19 protein-coding genes are annotated in these 26,222 nt (G+C 71.5%); 15 read left to right on the forward strand and 4 right to left on the reverse strand.

The window, feature by feature from the left end:
* The first annotated feature begins 42 nt into the window (after positions 1-42).
* The 9 genes from solA (at position 43) to ACIQHQ_RS27545 (ending at position 10,158) form a co-directional block, all read left to right on the forward strand.
* On the forward strand, positions 43-1,179 hold the full coding sequence (gene solA, locus ACIQHQ_RS27505) for an N-methyl-L-tryptophan oxidase (RefSeq protein ID WP_402616400.1): 1,137 nt from the start codon (positions 43-45) through the stop codon (positions 1,177-1,179).
* 56 nt (positions 1,180-1,235) lie between these two features.
* Positions 1,236-1,916, forward strand: coding sequence for a haloacid dehalogenase type II (locus ACIQHQ_RS27510; protein WP_402616403.1), 681 nt, complete (start codon positions 1,236-1,238; stop codon positions 1,914-1,916).
* Positions 1,917-2,285: 369 nt separating this feature from the next.
* Positions 2,286-3,395, forward strand: a complete 1,110-nt coding sequence (locus tag ACIQHQ_RS27515; protein WP_402616406.1) for an ABC transporter substrate-binding protein — start codon at positions 2,286-2,288, stop codon at positions 3,393-3,395.
* Positions 3,388-4,527, forward strand: coding sequence for an ABC transporter ATP-binding protein (locus ACIQHQ_RS27520; RefSeq protein WP_402616409.1), 1,140 nt, complete (start codon positions 3,388-3,390; stop codon positions 4,525-4,527). The genes ACIQHQ_RS27515 and ACIQHQ_RS27520 overlap by 8 nt, the downstream gene beginning before the upstream one ends.
* 3 nt (positions 4,528-4,530) lie before the next feature.
* A complete protein-coding gene (locus ACIQHQ_RS27525) occupies positions 4,531-5,427 on the forward strand; it encodes an ABC transporter permease (RefSeq protein WP_402616411.1) in 897 nt (298 codons plus the stop codon).
* Positions 5,424-6,290, forward strand: a complete 867-nt coding sequence (locus ACIQHQ_RS27530) for an ABC transporter permease (protein ID WP_402616414.1) — start codon at positions 5,424-5,426, stop codon at positions 6,288-6,290. The genes ACIQHQ_RS27525 and ACIQHQ_RS27530 overlap by 4 nt, the downstream gene beginning before the upstream one ends.
* Positions 6,291-6,399: 109 nt before the next feature.
* A complete protein-coding gene (locus ACIQHQ_RS27535; protein WP_402616417.1) occupies positions 6,400-7,680 on the forward strand; it encodes an NAD(P)/FAD-dependent oxidoreductase in 1,281 nt (426 codons plus the stop codon).
* Between the two features lie 41 nt (positions 7,681-7,721).
* Positions 7,722-9,173, forward strand: coding sequence for an NAD-dependent succinate-semialdehyde dehydrogenase (locus ACIQHQ_RS27540; protein ID WP_402616420.1), 1,452 nt, complete (start codon positions 7,722-7,724; stop codon positions 9,171-9,173).
* Position 9,174: 1 nt separating this feature from the next.
* Positions 9,175-10,158, forward strand: coding sequence for a D-2-hydroxyacid dehydrogenase (locus ACIQHQ_RS27545; RefSeq protein ID WP_402616423.1), 984 nt, complete (start codon positions 9,175-9,177; stop codon positions 10,156-10,158).
* A 181-nt stretch (positions 10,159-10,339) separates the two neighbouring features.
* Here ACIQHQ_RS27545 and ACIQHQ_RS27550 read toward each other — a convergent pair whose 3' ends face one another.
* Complete coding sequence (locus ACIQHQ_RS27550) at positions 10,340-12,094, reverse strand: ABC transporter permease subunit (protein ID WP_402616425.1); 1,755 nt, start codon at positions 12,092-12,094, stop codon at positions 10,340-10,342.
* A gap of 4 nt (positions 12,095-12,098) precedes the next feature.
* Entirely contained in the window at positions 12,099-13,616 is a 1,518-nt protein-coding gene (locus tag ACIQHQ_RS27555; RefSeq protein WP_402616428.1) for an ABC transporter substrate-binding protein, read from the reverse strand.
* A gap of 194 nt (positions 13,617-13,810) precedes the next feature.
* On the opposite strand from ACIQHQ_RS27555, the gene ACIQHQ_RS27560 reads away from it, so the two are divergent.
* The 3 genes from ACIQHQ_RS27560 to ACIQHQ_RS27570 all read left to right on the forward strand — a co-directional run bounded on the left by ACIQHQ_RS27560 (position 13,811) and on the right by ACIQHQ_RS27570 (position 18,594).
* The gene (locus ACIQHQ_RS27560; RefSeq protein WP_402616430.1) at positions 13,811-14,659 is read left to right on the forward strand and encodes an oxygenase MpaB family protein; all 849 of its coding nucleotides are present in this window, start codon (positions 13,811-13,813) and stop codon (positions 14,657-14,659) included.
* Positions 14,660-14,723: 64 nt separating this feature from the next.
* Positions 14,724-16,955, forward strand: a complete 2,232-nt coding sequence (locus ACIQHQ_RS27565) for a tetratricopeptide repeat protein (protein WP_402616433.1) — start codon at positions 14,724-14,726, stop codon at positions 16,953-16,955.
* A 61-nt stretch (positions 16,956-17,016) separates the two neighbouring features.
* Positions 17,017-18,594 carry a phytoene desaturase family protein gene (locus ACIQHQ_RS27570; RefSeq protein ID WP_402616435.1) on the forward strand — a complete coding sequence of 526 codons (1,578 nt, stop codon included), beginning with the start codon at positions 17,017-17,019 and terminating at the stop codon, positions 18,592-18,594.
* Between the two features lie 4 nt (positions 18,595-18,598).
* On the opposite strand, the gene ACIQHQ_RS27575 is transcribed toward ACIQHQ_RS27570, so the two are convergent.
* Positions 18,599-20,380, reverse strand: coding sequence for a serine hydrolase (locus tag ACIQHQ_RS27575; protein ID WP_402616437.1), 1,782 nt, complete (start codon positions 20,378-20,380; stop codon positions 18,599-18,601).
* Between the two features lie 172 nt (positions 20,381-20,552).
* Between ACIQHQ_RS27575 and ACIQHQ_RS27580 the strand changes: the two genes are divergently transcribed.
* From ACIQHQ_RS27580 to ACIQHQ_RS27590, 3 genes are all read left to right on the forward strand, one after another.
* A complete protein-coding gene (locus ACIQHQ_RS27580) occupies positions 20,553-21,665 on the forward strand; it encodes an NAD(P)H-dependent flavin oxidoreductase (protein WP_402616440.1) in 1,113 nt (370 codons plus the stop codon).
* Positions 21,662-23,212 (forward strand): acyl-CoA synthetase, encoded by a 1,551-nt coding sequence (locus ACIQHQ_RS27585; RefSeq protein ID WP_402616443.1) that lies wholly within the window; start codon positions 21,662-21,664, stop codon positions 23,210-23,212. The genes ACIQHQ_RS27580 and ACIQHQ_RS27585 overlap by 4 nt, the downstream gene beginning before the upstream one ends.
* 167 nt (positions 23,213-23,379) lie before the next feature.
* Positions 23,380-23,619: a DUF418 domain-containing protein gene (locus ACIQHQ_RS27590; protein ID WP_402616446.1), complete on the forward strand. Its 240-nt coding sequence runs from the start codon at positions 23,380-23,382 to the stop codon at positions 23,617-23,619.
* Positions 23,620-23,658: 39 nt separating this feature from the next.
* Here ACIQHQ_RS27590 and ACIQHQ_RS27595 read toward each other — a convergent pair whose 3' ends face one another.
* The gene (locus tag ACIQHQ_RS27595) at positions 23,659-26,085 is read right to left on the reverse strand and encodes a penicillin acylase family protein (protein WP_402616449.1); all 2,427 of its coding nucleotides are present in this window, start codon (positions 26,083-26,085) and stop codon (positions 23,659-23,661) included.
* Positions 26,086-26,222: the final 137 nt, after the last annotated feature.

Raw genomic sequence — 26,222 nt, forward strand, 5'->3', positions numbered from 1 at the left:
GCATCCCTGCCACCCAGCCCACCCCGGCGAAAGGAGCGACTCATGCGCAACCAGAAGCGCGTCGCCGTGATCGGTGCCGGCAGCATGGGCAGCCAGGTCATGTGGCGACTTGCCGCCCGCGGAGCCGAGGTCATCGGCTACGACCGGTACGCGCCGGGTCACGACCGCGGCGCGGCCGGGGGCGAGACCCGCATCTTCCGCGCCGTGCATCTCGGTGACCCCGGGTACATTCCGCTGCTGCGGCTCGCGGACGGGATGTGGGACCGGCTCCAGCGCGAAACCGGCTTCTCGCTGCGCCGCCGCAGCGGATGCCTGGTGATGGGCGAGACCGCGTCCCCGTCGATGCGCCTCCTCCTCTCCGAAAGCACCACCCACCGGCTGGACCACGAGGTACTGGACCGCGAGGAACTCGCCCGCCGGTACCCTCAGCACCGTCTCCCGGACGGGCACACCGCCGTCCTCGACCGGAGGGGCGGCATCATCCGGCCGGAGGCGTCGATCCAGGCCGCCGCCACCCGCGCCGAACAATTGGGTGCCCGGCTGCACCGCTACACCACGGTGCGGGAGATCGCCCCCGCGGCGGGCGGCGGCGTGCACATCGTCACCGACCAGGGCACGGACCACGTCGACACCGCCGTGGTGACCGTCGGCCCCTGGATCAACACCCTGCTTCCGGACCTCCCCCAGACCGTCGACATCCGCCGGCTGATCAGCTCCTGGCATCTGCCCACCCGCCACGACTGGTTCGCGGGCGGCGCCCCCGCCTTCGTACGCAGCACACCCCACGACTGCTACGGGCTCCCGTCGCCCGACGGCATCTCCGTCAAGCTGGGCCTGTCTTTCGCCCGTTATCTGCCGGTACCCGACCCGGAACGACTCGACCGCACGGTCCGCCCCGAAGAACTCGCCACCTTCCGCGAGCTCATCGGTGAACTCATGCCCGATCTGAACCCCGATCCCATCAGGCTGTCGGTCTACATGGAGGGCTACACCGAGTCCGGAAACCCGCTCGTCGGTCATCTCCCCGGCGAGGACGACATCATCGTCATGGCCGGATTCTCCGGCAGCGGCTTCAAGCTCTCGCCCGCCATGGGCGAGATCGCCGCCGACCTGGCGCTCGACGGCACCACGGACCATCCCGTCGGCTTCCTCGCACCGGCCGGAGCCGGCGCCGCCTGATCCCCGGCACACGACCGCCCATCCACCTCTGTGAAGCAAGAAAGCGGAGCACTTCCATGCCCATTCCCTCGTTCCAGTTCCGCCCGAAGTACGTCTCCTTCGACTGCTACGGCACGTTGATCGAATGGCCGATGACGCCCATCACGCGTGAGCTCGTCGGCGACCAGATCCCCGCCGAGCAGTGGGACCAGTTCGTCAAGGAGTTCCGCGGCTACCGCTACGACCAGGTCCGTGGCGAGTACTACCCCTACGAGCAGGTGCTCCAGGACTCCTTCGAGCGGGTCTGCCGCAAGTGGGGCATCAAGGCGGCCCCGGACGCGGGCAAGCGGCTCGCCGACGGCGTGCGCAGCTGGGGCCCGCACGCCGACGTGCCGGAACCGCTGAAGAAGATGGGCGAGAACTACAAGCTCGTCATCCTGTCCAACGCCGACGACTCCTTCCTGCAGGAGAGCGTGCCCCGGCTCGGGGCGGACTTCCACGCGGTCTTCACCGCGGAGCAGGCCGGCTACTACAAGCCCCGCTACGCCGCCTTCGAGTACATGCTCGACCAGCTCGACGCCTCCCCCGAGGACTTCGTCCACGTCGCCTCACACACCCGTTACGACCACATGCCGATGCACGACATGGGCTTCCGCAACCTGGTTCTGCTGGACCGCGGATACGACCCGGTCACCCACGGCTATGACTACGTGACGGTGAAGTCCCTGGACGAGCTCAACACCATGCTCGGCATCTGACGCCGACCCACATCGTCCCGCACGCACAGCCCCGAAGGACCCCGCCGAGCTTGTCGGCGACGCCCGCGTGAAACGCGAAGTACCGGGCGGAGACGTCGTCCTCGGCCGCATCATCGACCCGGCCGACGGCGGGGAGCACACGTCCACGCCCCGGCCGGCGGGCGCGTCTTCCACCGCATGCACGGCCTCACCGTCGTCCCCGGCACCGACTTGCCGCCCCGGCCGTCCCGTGGGACCCCGGCCCGGCCACGCGAATCGGCACCCTCCCGACCCCCGACGCGGGCCTCGGATCACACGAGGCGGACCCCGCGCTCAGCCCTTCATCCCCAGCCGCTCTTTCCCCTCAGCACCACCCCCAGGAGGCACACCATGAGAGACGCCCGTATAGACCGCAGGCTCTTCCTGCGCGGCGTCGGCGGAGCCACGGCGGGTCTCGCCGCCGCGACCGCCCTCAGCGCCTGTGGCACCGGCACCAGCCGCACCGCTTCCACCCGCGCCGGTGGGAAGGGCGGCAAGACGGTGGTCGTCCGTGACAGCGGCGGTTCCTACGGTGCGGCCCTGCAGAAGGCGATCTACACGCCGTTCACCCAGGAGACCGGCATCGCCGTCAAGGTGCTCAACCTGGACGACGCTCCGCTGCTGGCGCAGATCAAGCAGGGCCGGCCGCAGTGCGACCTGATCAACAACTCGATGATGTCCCACACCAAGTACGTCAAGCAGGACGCGCTGGAGGCGCTGGACCTGGACCGGGTCAAGAGCGTGAAGAGCGCGAAGATCCCCCAGGCGCAGGTCACCGACCACGCCATCGGCCACAGCTTCTACGGGCAGTGCATCGCCTACCGCACGGACGCCTTCGATGGTCGCAAGCCGCAGTCGTGGGCGGACTTCTGGGACACCAAGACGTTCCAGGGTTCTCGTGCGATGGTCCACCCGGACGGTGACCTGCCGGAGCTGGAGTTCGCGCTGCTGGCCGACGGTGTGCCGATGGACAAGCTGTACCCGCTGGATGTGGACCGTGCCTTCAAGGTGCTGACCCGGCTGCGGCCGAACATCAAGAAGTTCTGGGACAGCGGCCCGCTGCCGGGTGTGCTGCTGAGCCGGCAGGAGGTGACGATGTCCACCGTCTGGGACGGCCGGATCGCCGACCTGCAAAAGCAGGGCGTGCCGGTGGAGCGGCAGCTCAACGGTATGCGCCGCCAGTTCTCGGGCTACGCCATCGCCAAGGGCGCGGCCAACGTGGACGGCGCCTACCAGCTCATGGACTTCGCGCTGAGCGCCGAGAGCCAGGCCAACCTGGCGAAGGCCTTCCCGTCGAACCCGGCCTCCCCGGTGGCCTACGCCAAGCTCACCGAGGCCGAGCGCAACGCGCTCGCCGGTGCGCCGAAGTACTACGACAAGGGTTTCGACGCGGATGTCGACTGGTGGCTGAAGAACGAGTCGGCCGTCACCAAGCGCTGGTTGGAGTGGGCTCGTGGCTGATTTCGGTGTTGCCACACCGTCGGTGAAGGTGGCCGGCGTCAAGCCGGCCACCGCGACCGGCAAGGCGCTGTCGGTGGTGGCTCTGCGCAAGACCTACGGTGACGTGGTCGCCGTGGACGAGGCGTCGATGGAGATCGCGGCCGGGGAGTTCGTCACCTTCCTCGGCTCGTCGGGGTCGGGCAAGACCACGACCCTGATGATGATCGCCGGGTTCTGTGAGCCGGACTCCGGCACCATCACCGTCGGCGGCCGTGACGTGACGCGGTTGGCGCCGCAGAAGCGCAACCTCGGTTTCGTGTTCCAGCAGTACCTGCTCTTCCCGCACATGACCGTGCAGGAGAACGTCGCCTTCCCGCTCACGCTGCGTGGTGTGGGTAAGGACGAGATCCGCCGCCGGGTGGGGGAGACGCTGGAGATCGCGGGCCTGTCGCGGTTCGCCGGGCGCAAGCCGCGTGAACTGTCCGGTGGTCAGCAGCAGCGCGTGGCGTTGTGCCGGGCGCTGGTCTACCGGCCGCCGGTGATCCTCATGGACGAGCCATTGGGCGCGCTGGACAAGAAGCTGCGCGACCAGCTCCAGGTCGAGATCAAGACCATCCAGCAGGAACTCGGCCTGACCGTCATCTATGTGACGCACGATCAGGAAGAGGCGCTGGTCATGTCCGACCGCATCGCGGTGATGCGCAACGGCCTGATCGAGCAGTTCGACACCCCCAGGGAGCTGTTCGAGCGGCCCAGGACCCCCTTCGTGGCGGACTTCCTCGGCGCGGCGAACTTCCTGCCCGGCCGCATCGAGCAGCAAGACGGCGAGCACACCCTGATCCGCCTCGAGGGCAGTGGCGGCCTGATCAAGGCACGCCGTCACGACCTGGCCTCCGGCGCGCAGGTGAAGGTGGCTGTGCAGCCGGGCCGGCTGCGGGCCTGCGCCACCGACGACGGGTTCTGTACCGGCACGGTCGAGACCGCCACCTACGTCGGCACGCTGGTCCGCGCCGGTGTGCGCATCGACGGCAAGGATGCGCCGCTGCTGCGCCTGGAGGTACCGGCCGGCCGCGGCCCCGTCGCCGGCGAACGGGTCGGGATCACCGCCGACCCCGACGACGTCAACCTCTTCCCCACCGAACAGGGAGGGTGAGCCATGGCCGCCACCCTCACCGCCACCGCGCCCGCCCGTCCGCGCAAGCTCCTGGCCTCGCGCCGCACCCGGGTCGGGATTCTCTACGCGCTGCCGGTCGTCGTCTACTTGCTGGTGCTGTTCATCTACCCGATCTTCAGCACCCTGCTGCTCAGCCTGAAGGACGCGGACGGATCGTTCACGCTGCACTGGTACGCCGAGGCGCTGACCGGGGTCAACCTCTCGGTTCTGATCACCACGCTGCGGATCTCCGCCGAAACAGCCGTGCTGAGCCTCGTCTTCGGGTTCGTCCTGGCCCAGGCGATCTCCCGGCTCAAGCCCATTCTGGCGGGCCTTGCGATGCTGGTCGTCGTTGTCCCGCACTTCATCAGTGCCCTGGTGCGTACCTACGGCTGGATCATCATGCTCGGCGACAAGGGCATGGTGAACGAGACCCTGGCCGCCATGTCGGTCCCCGGAGCGCCGTTCCAGCTGCTCTACAACGAGCTCGGTGTGGTCATCGGCACCACCTCGATGATGCTGCCGTACACGGTGCTGCTGCTGTACGGCGTGATGCGCGGGGTGGACCGGCGGCTGATGGCGGCCGCGGCCAGCATGGGCGCCGGCCGGGTGACGATCTTCCGGAAGGTCTACCTGCCGCTGGTCGCCCCCGGACTGGCCAGTGCCGGACTGCTCAGCTTCATCCTCTCCCTGGGCTACTACATCACCCCGGCCCTGATGGGCGGACCCAACCAGACGATGATCGCCACCCTCATCAACCAGCAGGTCACCAAGGAGAACCAGTGGAACGGGGCCGCCGCACAAGGCGTCATCCTGCTGCTGCTCACCTTCGCCGGACTGCTGCTGGTCAAGGCCGTCACCTCCCTGGGCGCCAGCCGTAAGAAGAGGAGCGCGTCATGATGGAACTGCGCACCAGCCTCGCCGGACGCATCGCCCTGACCGCCATCGCCACCGTGATCCTGCTGTTCCTGGCGCTGCCGATCGTCGTCATCCTCGTCACCTCCTTCAGCAACAACGCCTTCGCCGCCTTCCCGCCCGAGGCGTGGACGCTGAACTGGTACAAGGCCCTGTTCGCCGACGGCAGCAAATGGCCCGCCGCCCTGTCCCTGAGCGCGTTCGTCGCCGCCATCAGCACGGTGTTCTCGCTGATCATCGGCGTGACCGCGGCGACCGCCCTGACGCGCAGCGAACTCCCGCTGCGCTCCGCGGTCTATGCCCTGGTGCTGGGACCGCTGGTCATCCCGCAGATCGTCACCGCCCTCGGGCTGTTCCTGCTCTTCGAGCCCGCCGCGATGCTGGGCAGCCCCATCGCCATCGCCCTCGGGCACACCGTGCTGGCCTCGCCGATCGCGGTGCTGATCCTGATCGCGACCCTGCGCGGGATCGACGAACGCCTGGAGGACGCCGCGGCCAGCATGGGCGCCGGACGCATGACGATCGCCCGGAAGATCACCTTCCCCCTCGCCGCCCCCGGCATGATCGCGGCCGCGATCTTCTCCTTCATCACCAGCTTCGACGAGTTCTACATCTCCCAGTTCCTCTCCTCCGTCGACACCGTCACCCTGCCGGTGCAGGTCTACAACTCCCTGACCTTCGAGATCGACCCCAGCGTCACCGCCGTCAGCGCGCTCCTGACCGCCTTCGCGATCGTCGCCCTGGGCATCGTCGCCCTGGTCCGCTGGATCGGCTCCGGAAAGCAGGGCTCCCTGCTGTCGGTCGAGAACACGGCAGGCGTCGCCAACCCCGCAGGCGAGACGGTGTGACGGCCGACAGCCAGATCGAGCCCCGCTGATCAGCGACCGCAGCCCCGTCGGCCGGGCTCCTGGTGGTGCCCGGCTGCCCCCCTTCGAAACTCCCCGCTAAGGACCCGACATGAAGACGATTCCCTACTGGATAGAAACCGCTGGGGCGTTTCCCGACCGGTCCGGCAAACCACTGACCGAGGACACCGACCTGGTGGTCGTCGGCGCCGGCCTGACGGGTCTGTCCACCGCCCTCCACTCCGCCCGCAAGGGCGCCCGCGTCACCCTCGTCGAGAAGGGCCAGATCGGTTCCGGGGCCTCCGCCCGCAACGGCGGCATGGCGAACCTGGGCTTCACGATCGGCGTGAGCCAGGCCATCCGCCGGTACGGACTCGAACGGGCCCGCGAAATCTACAACTCCTACGGCGAGGCCGTGGACACCGTCGAACGGCTCGTGAACGAGGAGTCCATCGACTGCCAGTTCCGTCGCGTCGGACGCCTCGGAGTCGCCTCCCGCCCCGCCCACTTCGAGAGCAAGAAGGCCCAGCAGCGCGACCTGGCCAAGTACTTCGGCCACGAGACCACCCTCATCAGCAAGTCCGAACTGCGTTCCGAGATCGGCTCCGACGCCTACCACGGCGGCCTGCTCGACCCGTTCAGCGCCGCACTGCACGTGGGCCGCTTCGTGCGCGGCATGGCGGAGGCGTGCGAGCGCACCGGTGTCGAGATCCACGAGCGCAACGCGGCCATCGGCGTGCGGCGTACCGCCGCCGGCCGTTACGAGGTCAGCACCGAGCGCGGTGTGATCCGCGCCGGGCAGGTCATGATGGCCACCGACGCCTACACCGACAAGAACTTCCCGTGGCTGCGCCGCCAGCAGGTCTGCGTGGGCAGCTTCATCATCGTCACCGAGCCGCTCGGCGAGCAGCTCGCCCGGGACATCATCCCCAAGGCCCGCCTCATCGTCGACTCCAACAAGGTCTGCCACTACTTCCGGCTCACCCCGGACAACCGGCTGCTGTTCGGCGGCCGGGCCCGCTTCGCACCGTCCGACCCGACGTCGGACAAGAAGAGCGGAGCCGTCCTGTTCCGTGAGATGTGCGAGATCTTCCCCCAACTCTCCCGGACGAAGATCGAGTACGTGTGGGGCGGCTCCGTCGGCTTCGCCATGGACCGCATCGTGCACGCCGGGCAGACCGACGACGGCGTCTACTACTCCATGGGATACGCGGGTCACGGCGTGCAGATGGCCACCCACATGGGACAGGTCATGGCCGAGGTGATGGACGGCCACCCCGAGGTCAGCCCCGTCCGCGACATCGCCCCGCCCCGCATCCCCCTCTACAACGGCACGGCCTGGTTCCTGCCCTTCGCCGGCGCCTACTACAAGACGCTGGACCGCATCCGCTGACCGGTCGGCAGCACCTCTACACCCACAAGGAGATACCCACGATGACTGTCGTCCGTGATGTTCCCAAGCAGTTGTTCATCGGTGGTGGCTGGCAGGACGCGGAGTCCGGCCGGACGCTGTCGGTCGACGACCCGGCCACCGGCGAGGAACTGTGCCGTGTCGCCGACGCCTCCCCGGCCGACGGACAGCGCGCCGTCGACGCCGCCGTGGCCGCCCAGCCGGCCTGGGCCGCGACCGCGCCCCGGGTACGCAGTGAGATCCTGCGCCGCGCCTACGACTTGATCATCGAACGCACCGAGGACCTCGCGCTGCTGATGACGCTGGAGATGGGCAAGCCCCTGGCCGAGGCGCGTGCCGAGGTCGCCTACGGCGCGGAGTTCTTCCGCTGGTTCTCCGAGGAGGCCGTGCGGATCGACGGCGGCATGATGACCGCCCCCGACGGCAAGAACCGGCTGCTGGTCACCCGCCAGCCGGTCGGCCCCTGTCTGCTGATCACCCCGTGGAACTTCCCGCTGGCCATGGGCACCCGCAAGATCGGCCCGGCCCTCGCCGCGGGCTGCACCGTCGTCCTCAAGCCCGCCCCCCAGACCCCCCTGACCAGCCTCGCCCTGGCCGGAATCCTCACCGAAGCCGGCCTGCCCGCCGGTGTGCTGAACATCGTCACCACCACCGACGCCGCCGGCGTCATCGAACCCCTCCTGCGCGGCGGGCAGATCCGCAAGCTCTCCTTCACCGGCTCCACCGCCGTCGGCCGTATCCTGCTCGCCCAGTGCGCCGACACCGTCATCCGCACCTCCATGGAACTGGGCGGCAACGCCCCTCTGATCGTCTTCGAGGACGCCGACCTCGACACCGCCGTCGAAGGCACCATGGTCGCCAAGATGCGCAACATGGGCGAGTCCTGCTGCGCCGCCAACCGCATCTACGTCCACACCTCCATCGCCGAGGAGTTCGCCGCCCGCCTCGCCGCCCGCATGGCCGCCCTGAGGGTCGGCCCCGGCACCGCACCCGGCACCGACGTCGGCCCCCTCATCGACGCCACCGCCCGCAGCAAAGCCCACGACCTCGTGCAGGACGCCGTCAAACACGGCGCTATGGTCCTGACCGGCGGTGAACTCCCCGAAGGTCCTGGCTGCTTCTACCCGCCCACCGTCCTGGCCGGCCTCACCGCCGAGGCTGCCATCAACGACACCGAGATCTTCGGGCCCGTCGCCGCCCTGGTCACCTTCGACACCGAGGACGAGGCCGTCAGCGCCGCCAACGACACCGAATTCGGCCTGGCCTCCTACCTGTTCACCCAGAACCTCGACCGTGCCCTGCGCGTCGCCGAACGCCTCGAAAGCGGCATGATCGGCCTCAACACCGGCCTGGTCTCGAACCCCGCCGCACCCTTCGGCGGGATCAAGCAGTCCGGCCTGGGCCGCGAAGGCGGCCGCGTCGGCATCGACGAGTTCCTCGAGTACAAGTACATCGCCATTCCCACCGGAGCCTGACATGCCCGACCGCCTCGTCGTCCTGTACCGGGGCAACCGGCCCCCGGCCACAGGACTCATCGAGCGGCTCGCGGACACCGTCTACGCCACCGAAGAGGAACTGCCCTACCTCCTCCCCGGCGCCGACGCCCTCCTGGCCTGGGTCACCATCACCCCCGCCATCCGCGAAGCCTGGCCCGACAACCCCGACAAAGCACCCCGCTGGGTCCACGCGTCCTCCGCGGGCGTCGACTCCTTTCTCTTCCCGGCCCTGGTGGACGATCCGGGTGTTGTCCTGACCAACGCCCGGGGTGTCTACGACCAGCCGACCGCCGAGTACGTCCTCGGACTGATCCTCTCCCTCGCCAAGGACTTCCCCGGCACCTGGGAGCACCAGCAGCGCCGCGAGTGGCGTCCGCGTCCCAGTGACGGCATCACCGGCCGCACTGTGCTGGTGTGGGGCACGGGACCCATCGGGCGGGCCATCGCCCGGCTGCTGACGGCCGCCGGCATGCGGGTGTGCGGCGCCGGCCGCACAGCCCGCCCGGACGACCCCGACTTCGGGACCGTCCACGCCCCGTCCACCGTGCACACGGCACTCGCCCAGGCCGACTACGTCGTCCTGGCCGCGCCGCTGACCCCGGACACCCGGGGCATGGTCGACGCCTCCGTGCTGGCCGCGATGAAGCCGGGAGCACGACTGATCAACGTGGGCCGGGGCGGACTGGTCGACGAGGAGGCGCTCGTCGACCACCTCGCCGCCGGACGGCTCGCCGGAGCCGCCCTGGACGTGTTCGCCCAGGAACCACTGCCCGCCGAATCACCACTGTGGGACATGCCCGGCGTGATGATCTCCCCTCACACGGCGGGCGAGACGACCGGTGAACGGGAGGCGCTCGTCGAGGTGTTCCTCGACAACCTCACCCGGCACATCGAGGGCCGCCCCCTGCGTAACGTCGTCGACAAGCGGCGCGGATACGTGACCGACGAGCCGCACCTCGTCTGAGGACCGACGAGTCGGGCCCGCTGGAAGACCGACGAGCCGCAGCCCGCTCGAAGACAGAGGAGACGCACCTCGCCTGAAGATCGACGAAACACGCCACGTCCGAAACTCGACGAGACGCACCCCGCCCGAGGGGCGAGGAGCAGGCGCCCCGGCCGGTAGCCCCCACCGGTCGGGGCGCGTGCTATTCGCCCTTCCCGCGTCCCAGCACGCTACCGGTCACCGCCAGCACGGACAGCACCACCAGCGCGGCGGCCGGTCCCAGGACGGTCCAGGGGGCCAATTCGGCGTACGGCTGGTTCTCCGAGAGGAGACGGCCCCACTCGGGGGTGGGCGGCTGTTCGCCCAGGCCCAGGAAGCCGAGGGACGCGAGGACCAGGACGGTCGTGGGCAGCCGGAGCAGCGCGTTGCGGAGGAGGGCCGGGATCACCGCCGGGAGCAGGTGGCGGCGCAGCACGTGCAGTCGTCCCGCGCCGAGCGCGACGGACGCGGCGATGTGCCCGCTGGCGCGTTCCTGTTCCAGCAGCGCGGAGGTCTGGGCGGCGTAGGGGCTCCAGCCGACCGCGCACACCGCGCCGGCGGCTCCCCACACCGACGGCCCGGTCACGCCCACGATCAGCAGGCCCGCGAGGACGGCGGGCAGGGTCGACACGACCTCGATCGGGCCCGCGCTCGCCCGCGGTGCCATGCCCAGCAGCAGTCCGGTGACCGCGCTGACCACCGTCACGACGAGGGCGACTCCGGCGGTGCGCAGCGCCCCATGGCCCAGCCGGGCCAGCAGGTCACGGCCCAGGGCGTCGGTGCCCAGGGGGTGTTCGAGGGACGGGGGCAGCAGTCGGGCCGCCGTGTCGACCTGGAGGGGGTCGCGCAGGAGGCCCGCCGTGACCAGGGCGAGCAGGGCGAGGGCGCAGGCGGTGGTGATCCAGCGCAGGGAACGCGGCACCGTCAGCGGGGGGTGGTGCAGCGCCGGCAGGGCGCCGTCGCGCAGAGGCCGGCCGAGGAGGGCGTGACGCAGGGCCCGGATCAGGATGCCCGCGGCGACACCGAGCAGGACCAGTGCCAGAGTCGCCGTCTGCAGCACCGGGAGGTCCTGCGCGACGGCCGAGTCCAGGGCGAGCCGGCCGAGCCCGGGAATGTTGAAGATCTTCTCCACGGCGACCGCGCCGCCGACCAGAGCCACCACGGTGGGCAGCAGCTGCGGCAGTATGCCGGGCAGGGTGCGGCGCAGCGCGTCGCGGCCTATGTGACGGGGCGGGAGCCCGACGGCGTAGGCGGTGCGCGCCCAGGGTTCGTGGAAGGCGGCGGGCAGTGCCTGGTCGAGCATCCCGCCGAGCATCGCACCCGAGGGGATGCCGAGTGCGAGTGAGGGCAGCACCATCGACCGCGGCCCGTCCCACCCGCTGGACGGGAACCACCCCCACCACACCCCGCACACGGTGGCCAGCACCGAGGCGAGCAGGAACTTCGGCAGCGACGCCAGGACGGCGGCCGTGGTGCCGGCCCGGTCCTGCCGCAGCCGGCGCCGGGAACCGAGGAGGACCGTACGGGCGCACACCAGTGCGGCGACCAGCACCGTGACCGCGAACGCGCCCAGCATCAGGGTCAGGGAGACCGACAGAGCCGTCCCCACCTGCGGCATGACCGGTGCGCCGGAGACCCACGAGACGCCCGCGTCCCCGTGGGGCAGGCCGCCCAGCCAGTGCGCGAGGTGGACCCAAGGGCCTTGGTCCAGGCCCAACTGCTCGCGCACGACGGCCAGCTGCGCGGGCGTCGGGTCCTGATCCGCGGAGCGGGCCCGCAGCACGGTGCGTGCGGGGTCACTGCCGGACAGCCACGGCAGCGCGGCCACCGCGGCCAGCAGGGCGGCCCCGGCGAGGGTCCGGCCGGCCGCCGCCCGCCCGATGTACGGGCGGGCGGCGGGGGGGTGAGCGAGAGCCATACCGCTACTTCAGATGCGTGTCGAGGTCGACCAGGGACCGCTCGCGCGGGTCGAGCACGACGCCCTCGACATCGTCGGCGATGCCCTGGACGACCCTCTCGTGGACCAGCGGCACGACCGCGTCCGTGCGGAGGATCTCCGCCTCCGCCTTCATGATCTTCTCCTGGCGCCGCTTCGTGTCACCCTCCGCGGCCGCGGCCTGGATCGCCTTGTCCACCCCGGTGTCCTTCAGCCGGGCGATGTTGTAGACGCCGTCGCTCGTGTAGTCGCTCGCCAGATAGGCGACCGCGTCACCGGTGTCGAGGAGCGTCACGCGGGAGAAGACCAGGGCGTCGTACCGGCCGGCGAGGAGATCACCCTCCATCTGTGTGTACTCGCGGACGTCCAGCTTGACCGTGAACCCGGCCTTCTCCAGGCGCTGCTGGAGGACGGTCGCCGCCTCGGGCAGTTCCGCGCGGTTCGTGATGGCGGCCAGACGCACCGTCTTGCCCTTGGTCTCGGACCTGACCTGGCCGACGCTCGCGGCCCTGGCCCGCCCGGTCACCGGGACGCGCAGGTCGGCGGCCCAGGGGACGGCGGGCCCGAAGAGGCCCTGCGCGGGGTCGGCGTACCCGCCGAAGACGGAGTCGACGAGGTCGGTGCCGTCGACCGCCTCACGGGCGGCCGCCCGCAGGCCGGGGTCGGTGAACACGCCCTTGCCGGTGTTGAGGATCAGACTGTCGGTGCGCACCGAGGAGACCACGTGCCGTGTATCGGCCTTGAGGAGCTTCGCCTGCGAGGTCGGGATCCACTCGACGATGTCGGCCTCGCCGCCGCGCAGGGCGTTGGCGCGTGCGGTGCCGTCTGGGATCCACGTCACGTCGAGGCCCGGAGCCTTCGCCTTGCCGCCCCAGTAGCCGTCGAACCGGTCGAGTGCCGCCCCGCTCTTGCCGGTCAGCTTCGTTATCTCGAAGGGGCCGGTGCCGGTGCCGACCGGACTGACCTTGCCGTCCTTCGCGTACGCCTTGGCCGACAGGATCGCCAGCGCGGGGCTGGCCAGTCGCAGCGGCAGTACCGGGTCGGGTGACTTCGTGGTGAGCGTGACGGTGTCCGCGTCGTCGGCCTTGGCGGTGAGCGTCACGTCGCTCAGCACACGCGGCTTCGGCTTGGCCGCGCCCGCGTGGTCGATCGCGTTGACGACGGCCTCGGCGGTGAGCTCGGTGCCGTCCTGGAACTCGGCCTTGCGCAGCTCGAAGGTCCAGGTGGTGGCGTTGCGCTGCTTCCAGGACTTCGCCAGCGCGGGCGCGGCGACGCCGTTCTTGTCGAGGACGGTCAGTCCTTCGGCGACGGACAACTTGCTCAGCACCGTGGCGTCGTTGCTGTAGGGGGACAGGGCCTGCACGGGAGGGACGGCCAGGGCGATGCGCAGCCGCCCGTCCGGGCCGGCTCCACCGCCCGCCCCGTTGTCGCTCGGTGCGAAGCAGCCGGCCAGCAACGGGGTGAGGGCGAACGCCGTGATGAGGCCGCGGGAGGTGGTGCGCATGAGGGGTCCTGTCGTGTGCGGAGCCGGGCATGCCGTCACGGCCCGGTGCGGGCCTTGATCGGCAAGCGCAATATATAAGGCCAGCCTTACCAAACCCGGCACCGGGTAGGTGAAATCTCAACAGCCGGACGGTTTGCGGTATCGACCAGCTGTTCGGCGTGTGCCATCGTGTGCGCCGGGTGGAGGTGAGGCGCATGACCGGAGAGGACCCGGGGTTGTTCGGTCCGGAATCGGTGACCTGGCAACTGCACGGCGACCCCATGATGTGGGTCGCGGGTGTCCGGGCGCTCTACCTCCAGGCCCTGCATCCCCGCGCGGTACGGGGAGTCATGCAGAATTCCGACTTCCGGCGGGACGCCTGGGGCCGGCTGCTGCGCACCGCCGGCTTCGTCGGAACGACGACGTACGGCACCACCGAGGCCGCCGAGCATGCCGGTGCCAGGGTCCGCAAGATCCACCGCCTGCTGACCGCGACCGACCCGGACACCGGCGAGCGCTACGGCGTCGACGAACCCGCGTTGCTGATGTGGGTGCACTGCGCCGAGATCGACTCCTATCTGCACGTCGCCCGCAGGTCCGGATTCCGGCTCACCGACGCCGAGGCCGACCGTTACATCGCCGAACACCGTCACAGCGCACGCCTGGTGGGCCTCGACCCCGACGCCGCACCGGCGAACCGGGCCGAGATGGCCGAGTACTTCGACAAAGTGCGCCCGGACCTGACCGCCGGACCCGAGGCGCGCGAGGTGGACGACTTCCTGCTCCGCCCGCCGACGCACCCGCTCCTCGTTCCGGCGCGCGAGGTGCTGTGGCGGCGCGTGGCACACCTGGCGTACGCCTCCCTGCCGCCGTACGCCCACGAGTTGTACGGCAGACCGGCCCCCGCACCCGCCGTCGTCACCCGGCAACTGCGCCTCACGGGCCTCCTGCTGCGCCGTGTTCCCGCACGTCTGCGGTGGCAACTCCCGCCCAAACACATCCTGCGGGCCGTGGCGAGGCTCGGCCCGGACGCGCGTCCGGCACCGTACAAACTCGGACGATAGGCCGCCATACTGGGTGGACCAGGAACGGGCGGGCGAACGGCTACCGGGGGGAGCGTCGCGCGACATGGGGGACAGCAGGCTCATCCATGGCCGGTACCGGCTGCTCGATCCGATCGGGCGCGGTGGCATGGGCGAGGTGTGGCGGGCGCGGGACGAGTCCCTGGGCCGGCACGTCGCCGTCAAGTGCCTCAAACCGCTGGGCCCGAACCACGACCACGCCTTCGCCCGTGTGCTGCGGGAACGGTTCCGCCGCGAGGCCCGGGTCGCCGCCGCGCTCCAGCACCGGGGCATCACCGTCGTGCACGACTTCGGCGAGTCCGACGGCGTCCTCTACCTCGTCATGGAGCTGCTGGACGGCCGCAACCTCAGCCAGCTCCTGGAGGACAACAAGCAGCACCCGTTGCCGGTCGCGGACGTCGTGGAGATCGCCGAGCAGGTCGCCGCCGCCCTCGCCTACTGCCACGAACAGGGCATCGTCCACCGGGACCTGAAGCCCGCCAACATCATGCGGCTCGGCGACGGCACCGTGAAGATCTGCGACTTCGGCATCGCACGCCTCGGCCACGACATCGGCTTCACCTCCCGGCTGACCGGCACCGGCATCGCCATGGGCACCCCGCACTACATGTCCCCGGAACAGATCAGCGGCACCGAGGTCGACCAGCGCAGCGACCTGTACTCGTTCGGCTGTGTGCTGTACGAGATCGCCACCGGCGTACCGCCGTTCGACCTCGACGACGCGTGGGCGATCCTCATCGGCCACCGCGACACCCCGCCCCGCCCGCCACGCGAGCACCGCGCGGAGCTGCCCGCATACCTGGAGCAGGTCGTCCTCGACCTGCTCGCCAAGGAACCCGCGCAGCGCCCCGGCGACGCCCGCGAGCTGGCCCGCCGGATCAGCGCGCACCGGGCCGCGCCGACCTGTGCGCCTGCCGTCGCGGCGGGGCACCCGGCCTCCCGCGTGCCGGTGGGCGCCGGCCGGCTGCCGTCCTGGACCCACGGCATGACCACCGGCCGCAAAGCCACCGGCACGGGGCTGCGCACCGCACCGCCCGACCCGGCGTCCGGGCTGTCCGGTGAGTGGATCGCACGACCCGCCTCCGGCCCCGTCGTCGAGGAACCCGTCCCCGCACGGCGGCCCGCGCCGCCCACGGAAGCCCTGACCGCCCTGGCCGGCCGGCACAACGCGGGCCTGAGCCTCGGCCGCCTGGGCCGCTGGGCGGAGTCGGGCGAGGTGCACCGGGCCGTCGCCGCCGAACGCGAGCACCTCCTCGGCCCCGACCACCCCGACACCCTCGCCAGCCGCTACGAGGTCGCCTTCACGCTCAGCCGCACCGGCCGCGCCGAGGACGCCCTGCGCGAGTACAAGCACGTCACCGAGGCCAGAATCCGCACCCTCGGCGCCGAGCACCCCGACACCCTGGCCGCCCGCCAGGAGATGGCCTACCTCCTCGGCCGGCTGGGCCGCCCCTTCGACGCCCACCGCGTCTACACGTCGGTGCTCACCGCCCGGGAGCGCATCATGGGCCCGGACCACCCCGACACCCTGCGCTGCCGCCACAACCTCGCCTTCAACCTCAGCCGTCTCGGCCGCCTGGAGGACTCGTACCGCATGGCCCGCGAGGTGGCTGCGGCCCGCGCTCGCGTGCTCGGCCCGGACCACCCCGACACGCTCGTCACCCGCTACGAGGTCGCCTACGCGCTCGGCCAGTTGGGCCGCTGGCCGGAGGCCCTGGAGACCTACCGCGAGGTCGTCGCCGCCCGCGGCCGCGCCCTCGGCCCCGACCACCCCGACACCCTCGCCGCCCGGCACGAGGTCGGCATCAGCCTCGGCCGCCTGGGCCGCAGTGCCGAGGCCCGGGATCTCTACGACGCCCTGGCCGAGGACCGCACCCGCGTCCAGGGCCCCACCCACCCCGAGACCCTGCGCGCGCGCCACGGCCGCTGCGTCAACCTCGGCCGGCTGGGCCGCTGGCCGGAGGCCCTCGCCGAATCCCGTGAGGTGGCCGCCCTCCGCGAGCAGGTCCTCGGCCCCGACCACCCGGACACCCTGGTCAGCCGTCGCGAGGTCGCCGTCGGCCTCGGCTGGCTGGGTCGCTGGGCCGACGCGCTCACCGCGTACCGGAGGGTGGCCGCCGCCCGCGCACACGTCCTCGGCGCCGACCACCCCGACACCCTCGCCAGCCGCAACGACGAGGCCCATTGCCTGGAACAGCTCGGCCGCGGTGCCGAGGCCGTGGCCCTGTACCGAAGAGTGGCGGCCCTGCGGGAGCAGCGGGCCGCTGCGGGGCGCTGACCCCTGCCGAGCAGGCGAGCGCCGTCTGGCCGACCTCGATCACCCCGTGTTACCAAGAACCATGACCGCACCCGAGGGACCCCGCGCACACCGGACGTACGACGCCGTCATCGTCGGCGGCGGCCACAACGGCCTGGTCGCCGCCGCCTACCTGGCCCGGGCGGGCCGCTCCGTGCTGGTCCTCGAGCGGCTGGACCACACCGGCGGAGCGGCGGTGTCCACCCGCCCCTTCGCCGGAGTCGACGCCCGGCTGTCCCGCTACTCGTACCTGGTCAGCCTGCTGCCCAAGAAGATCGTCCGGGACCTCGGCCTGGACTTCCGCGTCCGCACCCGGACCGTCTCCTCCTACACACCCGCCGAGCGCGACGGCAGGCCCACCGGCCTCCTCGTCGGCGGTGGGGAACGGCGTACCAGGGAGGCCTTCACCCGCCTCACCGGCTCCGACCGGGAGTACCGGGCCTGGCAGGAGTTCTACGGCATGACCGGCCGCGTCGCCCGGCGCGTCTTCCCGACCCTCACGGAACCGCTGCCCACCCGTGAGGAACTGCGCCGCCGTCTCGACGACGAGGAGGCCTGGCGGGTGCTGTTCGAGGAACCGATCGGCAGCGCCGTCGAAGAGCGCTTCGAGGACGATTTGGTGCGCGGAGTCGTTCTCACCGACGCCCTCATCGGCACCTTCGCCGACGCCCACGACCCCTCCCTGAAGCAGAACCGCTGCTTCCTCTACCACGTCATCGGCGGCGGCACCGGCGACTGGGACGTGCCGGTCGGCGGCATGGGCGCCCTCACCGACGCACTCGCCGGCACGGCCCGCGCGGCGGGCGCGGTCCTCGCCACCGGCCACGAGGCGCTGCGCATCACCACGGACGGCCGAACCGCCGAGGTCACGTATCGCACGGCCGACGGCGAAGGCACCGCCGCCGCCCGGCACGTCCTGGTGAACGCCTCACCGCAGGCCCTGGCGGAACTGACCGGCGACACGCCCCCGGCCCCCGCCGAAGGCGCCCAGCTGAAGGTCAACATGCTGCTGAAGCGGCTGCCGCGGCTGCGCGACACCTCCGTCGACCCGCGCGAGGCCTTCGCCGGCACCTTCCACATCGCCGAGGGCTACGAGCAACTGGCCACCGCGCACGCCCAGGCCGCCGCCGGCGACCTGCCGGCCGTACCGCCCTCGGAGATCTACTGCCACTCGCTCATCGATCCGACCATCCTCGGGCCCGACCTGGCCGAGCAGGGCTACCAGACGCTCACCCTCTTCGGCCTGCACACCCCGGCCCGCCTGTTCGAGCGGGACAACGACGCCGTACGGGAGGACCTGCTGAAGTCCACCCTCGCTCAACTCGACGCCCACCTGGCCGAGCCCCTCGCCGGCTGCCTGGCCACCGACGCGGACGGCCGCCCCTGTATCGAGGCCAGGACCCCGCTCGACCTGGAGCGGGACCTCCGCCTGCCCGGCGGCAACATCTTCCACCGCGAACTGAGCTGGCCCTACGCCCAGGACGGCACCGGCCGCTGGGGCGTGGAGACCAGGCACGCCAACGTCCTGCTGTGCGGGGCGGGCGCGGTGCGCGGGGGCGGGGTCAGCGGGGTGCCCGGGCACAATGCGGCGATGGCGGTGCTGGAGAACACCTGCGAGTGACGCCTCAGTCGGCCGACGGCGTCCACCCCACCGATTCGATGCGGGACGCGTCCACCGGGCGTGCCTCGTCGAAGAGGACGCCGTCGGCCGCGTCCACGCGCAGCCCGTCCACGTAGGCCCCGCGGCCGACGTACAGACGGTTCGTCGCGTACCGCCAGCGCAGGGTGAGCTCCCGCCCGGCGGGGACGTCCGCGGTGAGCCCGTGCCAGACACGGCCGGACCAGCCGGTCACCGAGCCCGTCGGATGCCGTTCGGGATCCTCACCGCGACGGGACGTCGTGAAGGGCACCGGCAGCCAGCTCCTGCCACCGTCGGCCGTGGCCTCCAGGACCAGGACGTCGGCCTCGGGTTCGGTGTCCCACCACAGCCCGCAGCGCAGCCGGGCCCGGCCGGACGACGTGTCGAGCGCGGGGAGGGTGAGCGTCGCCGTGGCGGAGACCGCCATGCCGGAGAACCAGGCCCTGCGGCCCCGCACCGGCCGGACCGGGACGGCCCGCGCCAGACGGTTCGCGGCGGCCACCCGGGGAGCCGACCCGGATCGCCAACCGCGCACGGGATGAACCGAGTTGCCCAGAACGACGAGGAACGAGTCGGTCGTCGGGTCGAGCACCAGCGAGGTGCCCGTGAAACCGGTGTGCCCGGCGGTGCGCGGCGTGGCCATCGCGCCCATGTACCAGTGCTGGTAGAGCTCGAAGCCGAGGCCGTGCTCGTCTCCCGGGAAGGCGGTGTTGAAGTCGGTGAACATCAGCTCCACCGACTCCGGCGTCAGGATCCGGGCCTTGCCGTAGACACCGCCGTTGAGCAGCGTGCGGCCGAGGACCGCCAGGTCCCAGGCGTCGGAGAACACGCCCGCGTGGCCCGCGACACCGCCGAGGCCGAAGGCGTTCTCGTCGTGCACCTCGCCCCAGACCAGGCCCCGGTCCAGGCCGGACCAGGGTGGGCGCGCGTCCTCCGTGGCCGCGATCTTCGGCCGCCAGGAGGCGGGTGGGTTGTACCGGGTGCGGCGCAGACCGAGCGGTGCGGTGATCTCCTCACGGAGCAGGACGTCCAGGGTGCGGCCCGTGACCCGCTCCAGCACGAGCTGGAGCGAGATGAGGTTCAGATCCGAGTACAGGTACGCCGTGCCGGGCGCGCTGACCGGCGCCTCGTTCCAGATGAGCTGGAGTTTCTCCTCGTGGGTCGGCGCGCTGTACAGCGGGATCCAGGCGCGGAACCCCGAGGTGTGCGTGAGGAGCTGGCGGATCGTGATGTCCTGCTTGCCCGCGCGTGCGAAGTCCGGGAGATACGAGGCGACTCTCGCCTCCAGCTCCAGTGCGCCCCGCTCCGTCTGCTGCACGGCGAGGATCGAGGTGAACAGTTTCGACACCGACGCCAGGTCGAAGACGGTGTCCTCGGCCATGGGGATCTGCTCGCCGGGCGGGAACTCGATGCCGGTGTCGGTCTTCTCGTCGTAGGCCCGGTAGCGCACCGCCATGCCGAGGGGCCGGTGCAGCGCGACCGTGCCGCCGCGTCCGGCGAGCAGGACGGCCCCCGCGTACCAGGGATGCTTGGGGGAGGGGCCGAGGAACGCCTCCGCGTCGGTCACGAGTTGACGCAGGTGGGAGGGGAGCAGCCCGGCGCGGGCGGGGGAGCCGTGCCGCAGGGTGGGGCGGTGGCCGGTCGCCGCCGGGGCGGCCTCGGCAGGCCCGGCGGGCCACGCGGCGAGGGCGAGCGCACCGCCCAGGGCCAGTCCCACCCTGCCCACGTGACGCCGGGTCGGTCCGCCTCTCGCCGGTTCGCCGGTCACCGCGTACCCCTTCGCCTGAACCGCCTCGGATGTCCCCGGAAGTATGTCCCGCGCGCGCCGCCGTGAATCCGGCGGAGAACCCTCACCGGAATCCCGCACCGGGCATCAATGAATCTGACGGAGCATCAGAAAACCTCTTCCGTCCTCCGGAGGACTCCGGCATCCTGCGCCCATGCAGACGGAGTTGAGCCAGACACTGGGAATCGAGCACGCCGTCTTCGGCTTCACGCCGTTCCCCGCCGTCGCCGCGGCCATCAGCCGGGCCGGCGGCTTCGGCGTGCTCGGCGCGGTCCGCTACACCGCCCCCGACGAGCTCAAGCGCGACCTGGACTGGATCGAGGCACACGTCGACGGCCGGCCGTACGGCCTGGACGTCGTCATGCCGGCGAAGAAGGTCGAGGGCGTCACCGAGGCCGAGGTCGAGGCGATGATCCCCGAGGAGCACCGTCGGTTCGTCCGGGACACCCTCGCCCAACACGCCGTGCCGGAGCTCGCGGAGGGCGAAGCGGCAGGCTGGCGCATCACCGGCTGGATGGAGCAGGTCGCCCGCAGCCAGCTCGACGTCGCCTTCGACTACCCGATCCGGCTCCTCGCCAACGCCCTCGGCTCCCCGCCCGCCGACGTCATCGCCCGCGCCCACGACCGGGACGTCCTCGTCGCCGCACTCGCGGGCAGCGCCCGGCACGCCCGCAAGCACCGGGACGCCGGGATCGACATCGTCGTGGCGCAGGGCTACGAGGCGGGCGGCCACACCGGCGAGATCGCCTCGATGGTGCTCACCCCCGAAGTCGTCGACGCCGTCGCCCCGCTGCCCGTGCTGTCCGCGGGCGGCATCGGCAGCGGACAGCAGGTGGCCGCCGCGCTCACCCTGGGCGCTCAAGGTGTGTGGCTGGGCTCCGTGTGGCTGACCACCACAGAGGCGGACCTCCACTCGCCCGCCCTGACGCGCAAACTCCTCGCGGCCGGCTCCGGCGACACCGTCCGCTCCCGGGCGCTGACCGGCAAGCCCGCACGCCAGTTGCGCACCGAGTGGACCGACGCCTGGGACGACCCGGCCGGACCCGGCACCCTGCCCATGCCGTTGCAAGGACTCCTGGTCGCCGAGGCCGTCTCGCGCATCCAGAAGTACGAGGTCGACCCACTGCTCGGCACGCCGGTCGGCCAGATCGTCGGGCGGATGAACAGTGAACGCAGTGTCCAGGCCGTCTTCGACGACCTCACCCGCGGCTTCGAGCAGGCCGTGGACCGCGTCAACCGCATCGCCGGAAGGAGCGGCCAGTCGTGAGTGCACCCCCCGTGGGCTTCTGGGCCCAGGCCACCGAGAATCCCGGCCGCACGGTGCTCGTCGCACCCGACGGCGAGGAGTGGACCGCCGGGCGCCTGCACGCCGCCGCCAACCGGCTCGTGCACGGCCTGCGTGCGGCCGGTCTCGAACGCGGCGACACCTTCGCGGTGGTCCTGCCCAACGGCGTCGAGTTCCTCACCGCGTACCTCGCGGCCAGCCAGGCCGGGCTCTACCTCGTCCCCGTCAACCACCATCTGGTCGGTCCCGAGATCGCCTGGATCGTCTCCGACTCGGGCGCCAAGGTGCTCCTCGCCCACGAACGCTTCGCCGAGGCGGCCCGCCACGCCGCCGACGAGGCCGGCCTGCCGGGCACCCACCGCTACGCCGCGGGCCGGGTCCAGGGCTTCCGCCCGTACGCCGAACTCCTCGAAGGGCAGCCCGAGTCGGCGCCCGCGGACCGCACCCTCGGCTGGGTCATGAACTACACCTCGGGCACCACCGGCCGCCCCCGCGGCATCCGCCGCCCGCTGCCCGGCAAACCGCCGGAGGAGGCGTACCTCGGTGGCTTCCTCGGCATCTTCGGCATCCGCCCGTTCGACGACAACGTGCACCTGGTGTGCTCGCCGCTCTACCACACGGCCGTTCTCCAGTTCGCCGGCGCGTCCCTGCACATCGGCCACCGGCTGGTCCTCATGGACAAGTGGACACCCCAGGAGATGCTCCGCCTCATCGACGCCCACCGCTGCACCCACACCCACATGGTCCCCACCCAGTTCCACCGCCTGCTGGCCCTGCCCGACGAGGTGAAGGACCGCTACGACGTCTCCTCCCTGCGGCACGCCATCCACGGCGCCGCACCCTGCCCCGACCATGTGAAGCGGGCCATGCTCGACTGGTGGGGACCTTGCGTGGAGGAGTACTACGCCGCCAGCGAGGGCGGCGGCGCCTTCGCCACGGCCGAGGACTGGCTGAAGAAACCCGGCACCGTCGGCAAGGCCTGGCCCATCAGCGAACTCGCGATCTTCGACGACGACGGCAACCGGCTCCCGCCCGGTGAACTCGGCACGGTGTACATGAAGATGAACACCGGTGGCTTCTCCTACCACAAGGACGAGGCCAAGACCCGCAAGAACCGCATCGGCGACTTCTTCACCGTCGGCGACCTCGGCCACCTCGACGAGGACGGCTACCTCTTCCTGCGCGACCGCAAGATCGACCTGATCATCTCCGGCGGGGTCAACATCTACCCCGCCGAGATCGAGTCGGCCCTGCTCGCCCACCCCGCCGTCGCGGACGCCGCCGTCTTCGGCATCCCGCACGACGACTGGGGCGAGGAGGTGAAGGCGGTCGTGGAGCCGGCCCCCGGACACCGGCCCGGACCGGCCCTCGCCGCCGACCTCCTCGACCACTGCGCCCACCGGCTCGCCCGGTACAAGCGGCCCAGGAGCGTCGACTTCATCACCGAGATGCCCCGCGACCCCAACGGCAAGCTGTACAAGCGGCGGCTGCGGGAGCCGTACTGGCGGGGCCGGACGCGTCCGGTGTGAGGCCCTTGCAGACGTCGGCCGCCGCGGCGCCCCTCGCGCAGGGCCGCCGCAGTCGAACGCGATGTCACCGGCAACGCCGCGGGTCTCGGCCATGTCGCCGCCGTCGCCCTCCTCGCACAGTGGTGGACCGCCCGGCGCCCCCGGCGGGGCGCGATCGCGGTGCGGCCGTGGCCTCCGTCGGCACCCGCTCCCTGTCCCGCTACCTGGCCCACGCCCTGCTCTTCACCCCGGTGCTGGCCGCCTGGGGGCTCGGCCTCGGTGGGCGCCTGAGCAGCGCCGCCATGGCCCTGTTCGCCTTCGCCGTCCGGCTGGTCACGGTGGCCAAAGCGCACGCCATGGAGCGGGCCGGCCGCCGGGGCCCGGCCGAAGTGGTGCTGCGGCGGCTGATGTACGGGCCCCTGACGTGAGGGGGTGCCGCCCCGTGGAACGGCACCCCTCGCGCAGGGTCAGCCGTGCTCGTGCACCCGCACGACCTCCAGCTTCGGCGAGGACAGGATGTCCTTCTCGCAGAAGCGCGACGTCACCCACTTCTCACCGGAGAACAGCCGCGTCTGATCCGCGAAGTGCGGCGACTTCGGATTCGACGACTGGGAGTACGTCAGCAGCGTGCGCGCCACCGGGCAGCCGCCGCCGTCCCAGCCGACCGCCTGCAGATGGCTGGACCCGAACGGCACCTGCGTGTAACCGCCACCGGCCGCGTCCCACATCGGCTCGATCACGTTCCACACCCCGAGCCGCCCCGCGCCGCCCGGCACGGGCAGGCGCTCACCGTCGCGGACGACGAACTGGTGCGCGCCGAGCGGCGCGTCGAGCGCGATGCCCGCGGCCCGCAGCTCGGCCACCGCGTCGGCGAGGGCCGTGGGGAAGCCGGGAGCCTCCGTGTTCAGCGTGTTCGGGGTGCGGACCGGGTCCGCCGCCGAGAAGGGCACCTTCCACAACCGGTCGGCCGGCACCGCCTGTTCGAGCCTGCGCCAGAACCGGTCGAAGAGCAGCGCTCCCCGGCTCCCGGTGTCCATGGTGCGGTCCCACCCCTTCAGCACCGCGCAGGCACCCGACACATCGACGGCTTCGCCGCCACTGCCGGTCGCCGTGCCGCCGGGCAGCGCGGCACACGCCCGAGCCACGTCCCCGGCGGCGAGATCACCCGCGGGCACCCGATTGGCGAACTGCTGCCGCTGCAGGTCGCGTACGGTCAGACCGCCCCGGTCCGCCATCGCCGCCACGTCCTCGATCGCGCCCCGGGTGCGCAGGCCGAGCTGGGTGCCCACCGTGCCGAAAATCCGCTCGTAACCGGTGAGGGGCCGGTCGGCGTTGGTCATCCACGCGGTGCCGTTGGAGTTCTCCGCGTACGGGGCGTCCTTCAGCGTCGGCATCCGCTCCGGCCCGAAGATGCCCGGTACGACGGCGTCCGGGTCGCTGCCGAGGGCGCAGTCGCCGCGCGAGCCGTCGAGGATCGCGATCCCGGACGCCGGGTAGGTGGTCCTGCCGAGTTCCGTCGAGCAGCGTTCGGCCAGCTCGTCGGTGATGCGGGGGAGTACCTGGGACTGGGTGTAGAGGGAGTGTCCCGCGCGGTCGGCGGCGAGCGTGTTGACCCAGGGGATGCCCTGGTGCCGGGTGAGGGAGGCGAGGACGTCGGCCGTGCTGCGCGCCTTGCCGAAACCGAGCGAGGTGTCGGCGAAGCGGAGGTTCGCGGCGTTGGGGTCGTGCAGGGCGTACGCCGTCTGTCCGGTCCACGGCAGCGGGACCTGAGGGCTGAGGGAGGTGACGACCGGCCCGTAGCGGGTCCACCACTGGGTGCGTGTCACCGGTGTGCCGTCCTTCACGGCGACCGTCACGGTCCGCTTCGTCATGTGTTCCGGCCTGCCGTCCACGAGGTAGACCGTGGGATTGGACGGATCGAGCGTCAGCCGGTGGAAGTTGGCCGGGATGCCGGTGGAGACGGTGTGGCTCCAGGCCACATGTGCGTTGAACCCGATGGAGATCGCCGGAGTCCCGAGCAGGGACCCGCCGGAGACGTTCAGCCTGCCCGGGATCGTCTGCTGCGACTGCCAGAACCGGCGTCCGCCGTCCCACGGGTAGTGCGGGTTGCCCAGCAGCAGACCACGGCCGTTCGCCGTCGTGTCACCGCGGAAGGCGACCGCGTTGGAGCCCATGCCCGGGTCGCCCCACAGCTCGTCGGCCGCCTTCGCCACGGCCTTCGCGTCCGGCGTGCGGGCGGACGGGCTGCCGGATGCCGCGGTGGCTTCGGTCGGCGGCCGCGCGGCCGTGATCGTGTCCACGAAGCGCCCCTCGCCGGATATCGAGGCGATGGCGAGACCGCGCGCGGCCACGTCCCCTTCGGTGACCGGCCGGACCCAGGACGCGCCCGCACAGGCCGGATCGGTGATCTTCTTCTGCTTCAGCCAGGCGTTGTACCCGGCGGCCCAGCCCCGCATCATGTCCCGGACCTCACGGCTGGGGCCCGCGGGCGCCTTCTCGGCGAGCAGCTTCTCCACGGTGCGGCTGACGCGCACCCCGCGGAAGTACAGGTCGCTGGCCAGGTTCGTCCTGGCCCCCGAGAGAGCGCCACCGGCGGCCGCGTCGGGGCCGAAGTACCGGGACCGCTCGCCCCGCAGGGTCACGAACCCGTCGGCGAGGGTGCAGACCTCGTCGGCGGCCTGCGCCCAGCCCGTACCGAAGCCCAGGTCCGCGTAGTTCTTCGCGAGGATGTGCGGAATGCCGTACTCGGTGTAGCGGATGACGGCCGACAGCCCGTCACGGGACGGGTGTTGCCCTGCCGGCCACCCGGTCGTGGCGGCGGTCGCGGGTAACGCGGTCGCGGCGGTGAACAGGGCCGTGGCCCCGAGAACGAGACGTCTCAGACGGCTGCGCATCGTGCCTCCGACATCGTCGAGGGAAAGGAGCGTCGAATGTGAAAACATGATTCCGACGTCCGTTGGCTTCACGACAGCGGACGCCGTCCACGGACGGCAGGTTGCTCACCGGCCCGCCCGCCCGCCACGGTCCGTGC

Source organism: Streptomyces sp. NPDC092370, assembly GCF_044755265.1.
GTDB lineage: Bacteria > Actinomycetota > Actinomycetes > Streptomycetales > Streptomycetaceae > Streptomyces.